Origin of the sequence: Devosia submarina (genome assembly GCF_003056345.1) — a bacterium.
In the GTDB taxonomy this organism is placed as follows: Bacteria; Pseudomonadota; Alphaproteobacteria; order Rhizobiales; family Devosiaceae; genus Devosia; species Devosia submarina.
This window is the reverse complement of record NZ_PYWB01000002.1, coordinates 422,057-434,590: the sequence shown is the minus strand read 5'-3', so window position 1 is coordinate 434,590 and position 12,534 is coordinate 422,057. Positions and strand designations below refer to the sequence as shown.

Below are 12,534 nucleotides of genomic sequence, written 5' to 3'. Positions count from 1 at the left end.
ACGGAAGTAATCACTTCGACCCGTCGAAACGGCTCATCGGCACTCTTGGACATAGTCGTACTCATAGGCGTATGCCTATGCCTTATCAGCTATGCCACATGTCCGGTCAAAATAGGGTGCGCTCCACAGTCTTGCGAGCTTGCCGTGTCGTAAGTTAAGGCCATTCAGAGCGTGTTTGCAAGTAGCGTATGATCTGACTACTAAGAAATCCAACAAGGTAGGCTGTTACTACCACTGAACACCAAATAAACGCTAGGTTGATACCCTCCCACTCAGCGCGTTCACCTAGTAGCCTTTCAAAAACCGTAAGTACTGGATAATGAAAAAGAAATAGGAACACAGAAGTTTCTGCCCAAGCCAAGCCGCCGCTCTTCCCTGCGAGATAAAGAGCGTGGCTGAGCCACCCCCTTTGAATAATCAGTAGTGTAAGTGCTCCGCATGCCAGCAAGACAAATGCGAAATCATTTCTTGGTGTCGGTAGCCTTACGCTAAACAGGTAGACAACAAGCGCCAGAACCATAACCTCAATGATCGTAGCCATTGCCCTGTTGAGTTCTAATCTCCTTATCCAATTTAGCAGAGCGTGTGTGCATACGCCGGCGCAAAGTCCAGCAAACGCCCTGATAATGCCAACTGTAAGGGGCCCGATTCGAGCCTCAAAAGAGTAGTTTAGGCCAGTACTCTCGGTACCTCCGTGCAGACTGGCATAACCGACGATAGTGACTGTGGCCGCGATCAATATGAATGTGACTGTTGAAGCAAAGGTGCGTGTCGCTTGAATGGTGATTGATGCCCAAAACCAGCAAACCAGGAACCAACTTGGTGAATTGATGACCGCGTCGTTGAGCCCAAGCGACTGCAGCATAGCATATGCAAATAGTTGGTCGGCTAACGGAGGGAAAGCTGGAGCCTTAAAGGCGACGCTGAGCGCTACCGATACAAGATAGAGCGGGAAAACGCTCCAAAATGTTCTCGCTATTCTAGCCCGCAACAAGTCTTGATTGGTCGCAGGCGGTGTGGATGCCAAGAGAAACCCTGAAAGGACAAAGAAAAACTCGACCGCTAGGTAGGCGTGGGGCAAAAACTCCCATTTTAAGTGAAGTGTGACAATGCAAAGGGCGAGCACCACCCTCACTGGTTCAACAGCATGCCATCGCTCCCTTGTACCACTACCGCCAGCTATTCCTGGCATGGCACATTGCCTCTCTTCAGTTCAGACGAGGAAGAACGTCGTTGCATGCTTAGCTTTCTATAAGTTTGATGGCGCCTTCGTTTGTGCAAATGGGCAACCGTCTATCTTGCGTCCTTCTCCCAGATGTAGAGCCTAAACGCACGTGCCGGATCAATAGCTGCTGCCCAACTGCCTTCAGGTGCCCTAAGGGAGAACGGATTGAGCAGATCTAGGGTTAGCTCATGAGTCCAAACGTAAGGACAAAGCAATCCTAAGTCGTATTAGCGCGCCCCTCACAACTCCTCAGAGCCTTCTCTGCCTCTGTTCGAGTCAGATTTGATCCAGCGTTCTTGGAGTTAGGACGCCACCATGCGTCCATGCTCAAAGGTAACTACGCGGTTGCAAAGCTGACTGATGAGTTTTTGGTCGTGGCTAGCCAAAACCAAGATGGGGCTCCGTTCTACTATGGATTGCAGCCGGGCTTTGATTTTATCCATGAAGTGGGCATCACCTGCTCCAATGCCTTCATCGATCAAAAGGATGTCTGGCTCAACTGCTGTTGAGACAGCAAAGGCCAAACGAGCGAACATACCGGCAGAATAGGTTCGCATAGGTAGGGCTATGAAATTTGCTAGCTCCGTGAACTCAACAATTTCATCAAGCTTGGCCCTGATTTCCCGATCGTTCAATCCCAATATACGTCCACGTAGAAAGATGTTCTCAAGACCAGTGGCATCCGGATCGATGCCGGCATGGGGGTCCAAAATGGCACTAACTCGGCCGCGGAGAGTGACCGAGCCCCTGGTAGGCTTGTAAATGCCGGCCAGTACGCGCAGCAAGGTGGATTTTCCCGAACCATTGTGGCCGGTCAGGGCAACACGGTCACCATGAGTAATGGTCAAATTGACCTCATCGAGCGCGCGGACGATGACGGGCTTGTTTTCGCCTCCCATGACGCGGCCGCCGGTAGCTTGGGAAACCAACAATTTTTTGAGCGAACGCGAATTGCTCCCATAGATGGGAAACTCGACTCCAAGGTTTTCGATCGTGATGCTGGGCATGGGTTAAATCCAGTAGGCCAAGCGCGCATAAACCCGCCGGTACAGCCATAAGGTGAAGGGAATGCCGATCACCAGCAGCAGGATCAACACCAGCCAGCTTTCGGCTTGGGGCGCCGCTCCGAGCAAGGGAGAGCGAACCACCTCAAGCATGTGGAAGAATGGGTTGAAATGCACGAAGGCGGGCCGTTCCGGAAGATTTTGAACGGTCCAGAACACCGGCGTCAGAAAAAAGATGACCTGGATGGCGCTGCTGATGATCTGGGGTATGTCGCGGTAGCGCGTGCAAATGAGGGCCATGGCGGTGGAGAACCAGGCAACATTAGCCAGCAGCAGGATCAGCCCGGGCACGAACAACAGGTAATTCACGTTCAGGCTGCGCAAGTACAGCAGCCAAATACCAAGATAGATGACTAGGTTGAAGCCAAAGATGATGATGTTTCGCGCGAAAACGCGCAGCACATGCGTGCTCGTCGGCATCGGGACGTTGCGGATGTAGCCCTCGGCTGCGGTGAAGGCGCCGCAAGACTCGATGATGGTGGATGTCATCAACCCCCAGAAAATCAGGCCCACCGCTATATGGGGCATCAACTCCGTCATGTCCTGCTGAAACAGGGTGCCAAAAACTAGGGCCAGCGAGAGGACCATGATCCCCATGCTCAGGGTCAACCAAAGCGGACCCAACATAGAGCGTTTGAAGCGCTGGCGGATGTCGAAGACCGCCAGCCCCCACCAAAGGTCAGGGCGCCGCAGCCCCGCCACGAGATCTTCGTACGCAAGCCGACCCATGGAGTCAGCGGAAAACACCGTAAGTGCCTCTCCGCGAGAGGGGGCATCGGCATGCTGGTTGGTCATTGCGAAACAGTCAATTTGAAAACAAAAGAACCGCGTGCTATCGGGCACATCGGGGCGCATTTAGCCTCTTTCGGTGCGTGAAGCAAACGAAGCAGTTCGGTTGGCAATTCAAAACGTCGCACAAATTACTCAGTATAATGATCTAAGGCCAAATCCCTAAGGGTAGGAAGTTGTCTCTGATGTTAAACATCGTTGTTCCAATGGCGGGGCATGGAAGTCGCTTTGCCAAGGCTGGATACACAGCCCCAAAGCCTTTGATCCCGATCCATGGCGTTCCGATGATTCGGTTGGTGATCGACAATCTGCGGCCCTCGATGGATCACCGGTTCATATTTCTCTGCCAGGCGGCGCATATTGAACAATTCGCTCTCGATAAGCGCCTCTGCGCTTGGGCGCCCGGAGCGGAAGTGCGCTCGGTTGCAGCCGTGACGGAGGGGGCTGCCTGCACCGTGCTGCTGGCGCGCGATCTGATCGACAGTGACGAGCCGCTGATGATCGCCAACTGCGACCAGTACATCGACGTTGCCATTGATGAGTATTTGCAAGCGGCAGCCGCGCCAGACGGCATGATCATGACCATGATCGACAAAGACCCTAAGTGGAGCTTTGTAGGGTTTGATCAATCCGGGCGCGTCTCCCAGGTGGTCGAAAAGCAGGTGATCTCGGACCAGGCCACTGTCGGCATCTACAATTTTACCCGCGGGCGGGACTTCGTTTCCGCCGCTGACGCGATGATCGCCAAGGACCTGCGGGTCAACAACGAGTTCTATGTGGCCCCCGTCTACAATGAACTGATCGAACTTGGGGCGGAGATCGGCACCTATTCTATCGGGGCTGCCGCCCAAGGCATGCACGGCCTGGGCATTCCGGCTGATCTTGACGCGTTCCTGGCTCTTGAGCTCTCCCGCACTGTCACAGGGCATCTTTCATGATCGAGATCATCAGCCATCGTGGCTACTGGAAAACCGCTGAAGAGAAGAACGCAGCCATCGCGTTTGAGCGCTCGTTCTCCCTTGGATACGGCACCGAAACCGATGTGCGTGACAGCCTGCGCAACGGCCGTCCCGAACTGGTAATCAGCCACGACGTGCCCAGCGGCGGCGAGTTACTGTTGTCGGATGTACTGGGCATGGCAGTGGCGAATGGATCCCCGACCCTGGCGCTGAACATTAAGGCCGATGGTTTGGCGGACCGCCTCAAGGACGAGCTGGCCCGCTTTTCTTACCAAAACTACTTTCTGTTCGATAATTCCGTGCCCGATCTCATTCAGACCGAGAAGCGCGGCCTTCGGTGCTTCACGCGATTGAGCGAGTTCGAACCAGACGCCTCGCTCTATACGGCCCAGAACGTAGTCGGTGTCTGGATCGACGCGTTTCAACCCGGCCGATGGTACGAAAGCCCTATGATCGAACGGATCATCGGGGACGGCAAACAAGTGTGCCTCGTGTGTCCCGATCTGCATAAGCGGGACGACGAGCTTGAGCCCTTCCTGGAATGGCTTGTGACATCAAAACTGGTGGAGCAGCAGGGTCTGATTGTCTGCACTGACCAGCCGGAACTTGCTGCTGCACGCTTGCAACCTGCTGGAGCCTCGGCATGATCAAAGCCGTCATATTTGACATGGATGGCGTTCTTATCGACGCCCGAGAGTGGCACTACGAATCGCTAAACCGCGCCTTGGCCTTGTTTGGTTTCAATATCCCGCGGCACGAACACCTGACGACGTTTGATGGATTGCCGACGCGGCGCAAACTGGAAATCCTGAGCGCCACCCAGGCCCTTCCGAGAGAACTCCACGGCTTCATTAATGAGATGAAGCAGATCTACACCATGGAACTAGTCTATACTAAGTGTAAGCCGGTGTTCCGCCAGGAACAGGCGCTCTCGTTGCTGCGCAGTGATGGCTACAAGCTGGCTGTGGCTTCCAATTCGATCCGCGACACGATCAGCACGATGATGAAACGTGCGGCTTTGAGTCAGTACCTTGAGTTCGAACTCAGCAATGAAGATGTCAAAGTCGGCAAGCCCGATCCGGAAATCTACAACACGGCAATTGCTCGCCTCGGGCTCCGTCCGCAGGACTGCCTGATCGTCGAGGATAACGAGAACGGCGTTAAAGCCGCTCGGGCCTCCGGGGCACACGTCATGGTAGTGCGCGACGTCGACGATGTTCATTACCAAGCGATCAAATCCAGCATCGAAGCTGCCAACCAGGGGAGCCAGGCTTGAACATACTATTGCTGATGGCCGGCAGCGACCGGGTTCATCCTGCGGAGAATTATCCGCTTGCCTTAACCGAAATCGATGGTGAGCCGCTCGTCGAGTTGATCACGAGGCGCTGCCACTCCTTAAACTACTCCCAACTGATCGTGGCGGTAAGGGAAGCCCACATTCGCGAGTACCATCTGGATCAGGTAGTCAGACTGCTTGAGCCTGCGTCCAGCATCGTATCTGTCGAAGGTGAGACGGAAGGCGCTGCGTGCACGGCGCTGCTTGCTTCTGCCCATATCGACAATGACCAACCTTTGTTGATCCTGAATGCGGATGAACTTATCGAGGTGGACTACAAATCGGTTGTCGATAATTTCGTAAGCCGGCAACTAGACGCCGGGACGATCGTCTTCAACTCGGTCCATCCCCGCTACTCATTTGTCAAACTCAACGAGGACGGCCTTGTGATTGAGGCGGCTGAAAAGAACCCGATCAGCAGGCATGCAACGGCGGGGTTCTATTACTTCGCAAAGGGCGCCGCGTTTGTTGCGGCGGCCAAGAACATGATCCGCAAGGATGCGCGGCAGAACGGCCGGTTCTATGTTTGCCCAACGTTCAACGAACTGATTTTGAACAACGGTCGCATCGGCGTCTCGGAGATCGACTTCAAGAGCTATCGTCCCATAAAGTCGGACCGCCAGCTCCAGCAATTTGACGCCAGCCATCTGGGTGATCGGTGATGGATCACTATCAATTGTCCCAAATGATCAACGGGTGGTTCATTGGCGACTTCGAGCCAAGCGTGGTGCGAACGCCCGACTTCGAGGTCGGCGTGAAGCGTTACAAGGCTGGCGACCAGGAGGCTGAGCACTTCCACAAGATAGCGACCGAAATAACCGTGGTCGTGAGCGGGCGTATTGAGATGGCCGGTTCGGAATGGGAGGAGGGCGGTATTATTCACCTGCTGCCCGGAACATCTTCGAGCTTTCGCGCCCTGACTGATGCCGTCCTGACCGTTGTGAAATTCCCTAGCGTGGCGGGAGATAAATATCTGGGCTCTAGTCCAGACTGAGCAGATCGACACCCAGGCGGCTTAGCACCGAAAGAGCAACTTCTGGATTGAAACGCCGCCTCGCCGTTTCCGCGAGCTTTGCGTGATCGAAAGCTTTGTCTTGCAAAGCATTCAGCAGGAGGGGGGCGTAGTGTTGCGCCTCTTTCTCCGCGCCGGCTGGATCTGGCCGCTCGTCAAGCAGAACATGTCCTTCGAGCGCCAGATCGCGCATGGGGCTTTTTGCCCGCACGGCGACGCGCGCTCCCATCCACTGCGCTTCAATAATTGGGATCCCCAGGCCTTCCTCTAAGCTGGGGAAGAGCAAGAGACGCGATCGGGCGTACAGTCGAACAAGCTCGGCGGCGCTAATGGTCGGATACCAGATCAGGTGCTCGGTGCGCAGTGCACGGAAAAAATCGTGGGCATCGGTCTCGCGGCACCGTATAGCGCCAAACATCGTGACGCTATCGCATGCCGCATCCAAAGAATTGAGTAGCGCCGGTAGCTGCTGCAACCCCTTACGCGGGTCGAGCGGCCCTGCCAGCAGCACAGTATTGCCCCGCTGATCTTGAGGAACTGGTGCGCTCAAAAATGCCTTTGGAACCAGGGGCGGCAGCGGCTGCACGCGCCGGCCGCCTCCAAAGAACTGCTCGAAGCTCTTGGCTGTGTCCGCACTATTGGTGATGATCGCGTCGCAATGGCGCAGATAGTACTCGTAGCCCCGGCGATGTTCATCGGCAAAGCCAAACGGGTGCGTCGGCTTGACCAGAGCATGGATGTTGGGAATGACATCGTGCACCAGCCCGAGCAGGAGCGTGCCCGGCAAGCGTTCATCGAACCGCACCGCCCAAGGAGCGGTGATTATGCACATATCGAACAAGCCTGCGGGGAAACGCGACCCTAGTGCAACCTTATGCACGTCGCTCCTCCGCGATGTCGCAGCTCTGGCGTAAAACTGACGCAACATATCACGCGGCGCGGCGGCAATCCGAATATCAGTGCCGCCGTTATTCTCTTCAAAGCCATGATTGGCGTAATGGATGCTGTACCATTGTTGATCCTGATCGATCATGATCAGGTGGGTGGCGTGTCCGTGCTTCTCGATCAAAGCCTTGAGGGCGAAAATGTAATTACGCACCCCGACATGGGTCTGTGCGAAGTCGGGATCAACCAAGAAGGCGACGTTTGACACGATAAAGCCATCCCCTTTTCCGCATGGTTGATACGGCCCGATTGCGCAGGGACAGCGGAAGCAAGGCGAACACCGAAACAGCCATAGACAGCACGAGGCCCTTGATAGGCTGGCTGGTACTAACCCTTCTGAGCCGGCGCTTCTGAGGGCGAAACGCTATGGTGTAGGTAGACGGGGCGCTGGTTACCGCAAGACTGTGCACGTTAACGCGTGGCGGCAAGCTATCGCGCATGAACTCCTGGGTTAGCTCTAGATCCTCGGCCTGGTTCCAGAAGATCAGCTTGTTGAAGCCGATAGCCCGCGACATGTGCGACTTGAAGACCATAAAGCCGCCATTCACAAATTGCCCCGGTAAGAGGGAATCGTAGTCCGAGCAGTGAACCGGTTGCGCCCAGACCAGATCACGCGATTCGATGGCGCCATAGAACGGGAAGTCCTCGCCGCTAGCATAGATCTGTTTGACGGCTACAATGTCGAAATCGTACCCAAAGCTGTCGAACCCGATCAGAAAACGCGGGTCCAGCACGTACCGGTCGTGAACGATGGCTACATTGGCGCGTTGGGCCAATGCGACAGCATCGTTTTTCTTGCGTCCCAGTTCTGCCAGTTCCTCGCGGTACTCGCGAGAATGACACGTCACGCCAAAAGGAGTGTATTCCGGTCTCAAGGGTCCCACCACAATGATTTGATGCTTATGGTCGGGGTCTATCGCTCTAACCGATTGCAGAAATGCTACCGCATTATCGGTTCGATCTCCTTTGGCGAGAAGAACGAAGGACCAGCTTTTGTCCCGATACAGCTCCACATTTTCCCGCTCGATGGAGAAAACTACCGTGAACACCCCTTCATGTATGTTTTCATACTCGATGTTGACGGCGATACCTCGCCTGCGTCCTAGGAACTGCTTAAGATTTATGACGCTGAAATAAAGGTTCTGTTCGAAACGGAGCACCAGCATGCCACGCGCGCCGAGCATTCTGATACATTCATCCAGCGCAAGGCGCCACCGCATCTCGCCAGCCCTATTCAGCAGATCGCGATAGTACCAAACGACCTGATAGCGCGTATGGTGAATAGGAGCCACTCGGCAGTTCGTAGATTCAAGAAGGTTGAGCGCCTGCATAGCAAAGGGCGGCTCTTTCCCAATCCAAATGTGCTCCTGCTCTGGCTGTATAAGGGATAACAGGTACTCGTCCATACGGGTTTCCAATCGGGCTTGCAGCTGACAAGTCAGTACACATACTCAGTGTTTGGCTATAGATCAGCCAGGACAGCGCACGCCAGCGAAATGATCTGATGCTTTGTAGTGGAGCGATGGACCGGGGACAGTTGATGTCGAGGTCGTTACGCTGATTGTTCCGCATCAGAATACTAAAAGCGCTTCTTCGCGCGGGATGCGCCATGAGAACTTTTGCAAGCGGATCCCCGGCACAATCGAACTAACTCTTATGCTATCTCCTAGGATAGCATCTTTTCAGCTCGACAATGCAGACGATTGAGTTCGGTCAAAACCGTTGACCAAATCCCACCGCAACACCTGCAGCTGACGCATCGCGCACATGACCAGCGTCAAGGCTGTACTGCACACCTAGATGTAACTTTCCCTCTCCCACGGCCATCTCGTAATTAAGGCTGAGGTCTAGCTCGCGCCCAGAAGGGCCAAGGTCCGCACTGACCTGACGGTTTTCGATCTGCCCTTCTGCAGTTCTTCCAGTCGGCACTTGCATGTTCATGGTTCCGCTCTCTATGCGCAGGGGCTGATTGACCGATACTTGCAGGGCGTCCTCTCCGGTGAAAACGCTTTCCATCCGAGCACCCAACTCGAAACTGGAAAACTGCACAGCACTTAGGGACGAAACCAGACCGCTTGCGGTGCCAGTTCGAGAGGCCATTCCGTGCTCCAAACGTCCAAAAACCTGTAGCCCCGATGCAAGCTCATGATCCACGCTTAGGTGGATAGTACCAATCGTCGCCCCATCTCCCCAGTTGAATGCGTCGTTTCGAGCCAACCCAAGAAGGCTTCCCTCCTCGCTCATCAGGCTCAGTCCCAGGTTGACTCGGCTCTCGTCCCCAAGGGACACATTCACACCAGTTCCCGCCAAAACATTGGCCGGATCGGCCTGACCAACACCCGCAAAACCCACAGCTGTTACGGCCACTGATCCATTGCGGTGAGTGGCGGTTAGGGCCAGGCTCTCACCGCCCAAGGAAAACACCGAGCCTGCAGCCTTTGGAGCAGCAGTTGCGCTTGTTTCAAACAGCCCTGTCGGGGTCTTGAGCATGGATATGCTGGCGCCGGACTGTTCCGCTGATCCTTCAGGCAAGTTAGACAGGATGTCACGGCGAGAAGGAAGAGCACCCCACCTGGTGTCCGATACATCCTGCAACATACCGGGTAAGATCGGCGTGACCTGCGGCGTCACCAATGCGGATCCTTGAACGGCATAGGAGCGGTTTAGCGCATCGAAGACCGCCAGCTGTTCTCCTGCGAGCGCATTCTCCAGTCCGTCGCCAAAGCTGTTGGGTGTTGCAACAACGCTCTCGTCAATATCAGTGCGGGAACTGCTGATAACATTATCGCCCGAGAGCACAGAGACGCTGCCGATGAGGCTAAGGGCGGCCGCAATATCGAGCACCCCATGTCCCCACTCAGAAGAGTAGGCATGGGACACCCCATTCCCATAGTCGATACTGCCACTGATAGGAACACCCAACCGCCTGAACCAGCTGTTGTCGGCGCTTGCCAGAAGACGTTTGGTCCACTCCTCCGGGGTGAGGTCCGGGAAGGCTTCAGCGAGCAGGGCCACAGTGCCGGCGATCTGTGGGGCGACATAGGACGTGCCGGTGCCTGCAGCGTAGCTCGTATCAGAGACTGCATTTGCCGCCGTTGTCGTCCCATCACCTGCCAGGCAGTAGCTTGCGGCCATACCGCAGGCTGCCGAGAGGCGAACCGCCTTGGTTATGTCGCCCGAGCCATCGACTTCGAAGTAACCGTTTGCGGCCGCCACCCAGGCGCCCTGCAGGCGATGATCAAAGGACGGCAGTGCCGCCATCAGGTCTCCTGATGTCACGGTCTCATCGTTCGACAAGGCCCAGACCACAACGCCGCCCGCCTGGAAGCTGTCGAGGCGTCCAGATATCCCTGCCATTTGGCAGTACCGTAATTGGCGATGACCGCATTTAGTCCCTGGGCAACGGTCCGCCCGGGGTTCGCCTGAAGGTGTGCTTGAAAGTCGGTGGCCGAAACAGGGAAGCCCCAGGAGTTGTTCTGGGCGACCGCACCCTTGGATGCCGCGTCCAGGGTGCCGGTGGTGACATTTGCCAGATCGAGATTGGTGCCACCTGCAGGATTGAGCGCCGTGAGGTGCAGTCCGGCTCCGGGAGCCACACCATGCATGCCTTTGCTATCCAAATTGCCTGCGATCAACGAGGCAACATGCGCGCCGTGATCGGCGCTGGGCAGGTTTCCGGACGGGTAGATTGTCTTGCCTGCGAATTCCTGATGCGAGGTGCGGAAGCCCTCATCCACCACCGCTACGATCTGGTTGGCGCCAGTGACGCCCGAGGACAGGGCGGTATGCAGGTTATGCAACTCGTAAGCGTGAGATTGATTAGCGGCCAGAGCTCCGGACGACGCACAAGCAACATAGGTGCAATTAGCGTCCGCCCCCCGAAACTCAGCCGAACTGCGGATTTGCTGCGCACGCGTCGAGTCAAATGTCACGCCGCTGGTTGTCCAGTTGTGTTGTGGAGGCGGGGCTGGAGCGGGAGCAGGCGCGACAATCGGTACGGCAGGAGGAGGCACTGCGCTGGCACTGGTTCCGCTGTCGCTCGCTCCGCCAGAACCTGCGTTGCTTCCACCGCCTGAGCACCCGGCGAGCACCAAAACGGCAAAGAGGTAAGGAATAGTATGGAGCAGGCGGGGAGCGGGCATGGCGAAATCATCAATTTGCGTGCTGGTTTAGGCACTTGATGGCCAGCTAACACGAGGACTCTTCCCGTTCAGTTCACAAAGACTTTGCAGGCGATTTACTGATTATCTGTGTGCTTTGGGAGACAGATGATCGGGGGTGAGGCATGCCGCTGGAGCTGAGGCAATGGTGGTGTTTTGCCGACCTTCGCGCGTCAAGTGCGGTTCCGCGCGGCGGGTCTAATGGCAGGTCTGGCAAACTTTGGGGCAGGCACACAGATGCGAAAGGAGGTTGTGCCCTGTGGTAGCCTGCAGCAGCGGAGCGACCAAGTAACCAAAGCTCGAGCGTATTTGCGCTGAATGTCCGATAATGCGACTTAACAATCGCTTGAATGGCGTTGGGACAACATTGCCGCGCGTGGCGGAATTCGGAGCAGCCTAATGACTCAAGATGGTCGCTTTCGGCTGAGTTTCAGGGCGGCAAGTAATTCTGCGTTGGCGAACTAAGTTGGCGTCTGGCAAGTTTCTGCTTCAGGTCAGCACATTTGTGCTGTCAGACGCACACTTCGCTTCACAACTTGATCAAGAGAAAACGAATGTTCCTGCCGCAGACCCTCAGGAATTGGCCACCTTAACTCTAAATGTCTTTCTAAAAATTATGGCGCACCCGACACGATTCGAACGTGTGGCCTCTGCCTTCGGAGGGCAGCGCTCTATCCAGCTGAGCTACGGGTGCATACCGATGCGCGGGGAACTGGCCCCGGCTGAACAGGCGCAACCTAGCCAAACGGCGTGATCCGCGCAACGGCTTTCGGCAAGTTTTCTCCGCGCCAGCCATTCGCCATTCGGAGGGAGCAGCGTGTTGCACTCAGGACGCAACAATCCCTGCTAAACCAGCCGATCACGATCGCTGCCACGCTCTTGCCATCAAGCCGCCGCTATTGCACCCTACCGGGGCAGCCGAGATAAATGCGCTAGGATGGTTTGATGGCGAGCTCCACCCGTGTGAACACATCCCCGCTCCTGCTATGCGCGACAGCGATGCTGGCGCTGGCCCTTGGTGGGTGTTCCATGTCCTCGCTCAAG

Annotated in this window: 12 protein-coding genes and 1 tRNA gene; 5 read left to right on the top strand and 8 right to left on the bottom strand. The window is 55.9% G+C overall.

All coding sequences use genetic code 11. The annotated features are described in order from the left end of the window. Positions 1–154 precede the first annotated feature (154 nt). The 3 genes from DDE77_RS20205 to DDE77_RS04645 form a co-directional block, all read right to left on the bottom strand. A complete protein-coding gene (locus DDE77_RS20205) occupies positions 155–1,192 on the bottom strand; it encodes an acyltransferase family protein (protein WP_108396251.1) in 1,038 nt (345 codons plus the stop codon). Positions 1,193–1,527: 335 nt separating this feature from the next. After that, positions 1,528–2,232: an ABC transporter ATP-binding protein gene (locus DDE77_RS04650; RefSeq protein ID WP_108396250.1), complete on the bottom strand. Its 705-nt coding sequence runs from the start codon at positions 2,230–2,232 to the stop codon at positions 1,528–1,530. 3 nt (positions 2,233–2,235) lie between these two features. Next, the gene (locus tag DDE77_RS04645) at positions 2,236–3,084 is read right to left on the bottom strand and encodes an ABC transporter permease (RefSeq protein WP_157959674.1); all 849 of its coding nucleotides are present in this window, start codon (positions 3,082–3,084) and stop codon (positions 2,236–2,238) included. A 179-nt stretch (positions 3,085–3,263) separates the two neighbouring features. On the opposite strand from DDE77_RS04645, the gene DDE77_RS04640 reads away from it, so the two are divergent. From DDE77_RS04640 to DDE77_RS04620, 5 genes are read left to right on the top strand one after another with little or no spacing between them, the layout of a single operon-like run. Further along, complete coding sequence (locus tag DDE77_RS04640; protein ID WP_108396248.1) at positions 3,264–4,016, top strand: glycosyltransferase family 2 protein; 753 nt, start codon at positions 3,264–3,266, stop codon at positions 4,014–4,016. Then, positions 4,013–4,684: a PI-PLC domain-containing protein gene (locus DDE77_RS04635; protein ID WP_210204338.1), complete on the top strand. Its 672-nt coding sequence runs from the start codon at positions 4,013–4,015 to the stop codon at positions 4,682–4,684. Before DDE77_RS04640 ends, DDE77_RS04635 begins: the two co-directional genes overlap by 4 nt. Further along, complete coding sequence (locus tag DDE77_RS04630) at positions 4,681–5,313, top strand: HAD family hydrolase (RefSeq protein WP_108396247.1); 633 nt, start codon at positions 4,681–4,683, stop codon at positions 5,311–5,313. The genes DDE77_RS04635 and DDE77_RS04630 overlap by 4 nt, the downstream gene beginning before the upstream one ends. A 14-nt stretch (positions 5,314–5,327) precedes the next feature. After that, positions 5,328–6,035 (top strand): glycosyltransferase family 2 protein, encoded by a 708-nt coding sequence (locus DDE77_RS04625; protein ID WP_245895086.1) that lies wholly within the window; start codon positions 5,328–5,330, stop codon positions 6,033–6,035. Between the two features lie 23 nt (positions 6,036–6,058). Further along, complete coding sequence (locus DDE77_RS04620) at positions 6,059–6,367, top strand: hypothetical protein (protein WP_245895085.1); 309 nt, start codon at positions 6,059–6,061, stop codon at positions 6,365–6,367. On the opposite strand, the gene DDE77_RS04615 is transcribed toward DDE77_RS04620, so the two are convergent. The 5 genes from DDE77_RS04615 to DDE77_RS04595 all read right to left on the bottom strand — a co-directional run bounded on the left by DDE77_RS04615 (position 6,354) and on the right by DDE77_RS04595 (position 12,184). After that, positions 6,354–7,538 (bottom strand): glycosyltransferase, encoded by a 1,185-nt coding sequence (locus DDE77_RS04615; protein WP_157959673.1) that lies wholly within the window; start codon positions 7,536–7,538, stop codon positions 6,354–6,356. The genes DDE77_RS04620 and DDE77_RS04615 overlap by 14 nt on opposite strands. Continuing rightward, positions 7,513–8,736 (bottom strand): hypothetical protein, encoded by a 1,224-nt coding sequence (locus DDE77_RS04610; protein ID WP_108396243.1) that lies wholly within the window; start codon positions 8,734–8,736, stop codon positions 7,513–7,515. Before DDE77_RS04610 ends, DDE77_RS04615 begins: the two co-directional genes overlap by 26 nt. 307 nt (positions 8,737–9,043) lie before the next feature. Next, positions 9,044–10,687: a S8 family serine peptidase gene (locus DDE77_RS04605; RefSeq protein ID WP_108396242.1), complete on the bottom strand. Its 1,644-nt coding sequence runs from the start codon at positions 10,685–10,687 to the stop codon at positions 9,044–9,046. Then, positions 10,606–11,262, bottom strand: a complete 657-nt coding sequence (locus DDE77_RS20045) for a S8 family serine peptidase (RefSeq protein WP_157959672.1) — start codon at positions 11,260–11,262, stop codon at positions 10,606–10,608. The genes DDE77_RS04605 and DDE77_RS20045 overlap by 82 nt, the downstream gene beginning before the upstream one ends. A gap of 845 nt (positions 11,263–12,107) precedes the next feature. Next, positions 12,108–12,184: transfer RNA gene (locus DDE77_RS04595), tRNA-Arg, on the bottom strand. Positions 12,185–12,534 lie beyond the last annotated feature (350 nt).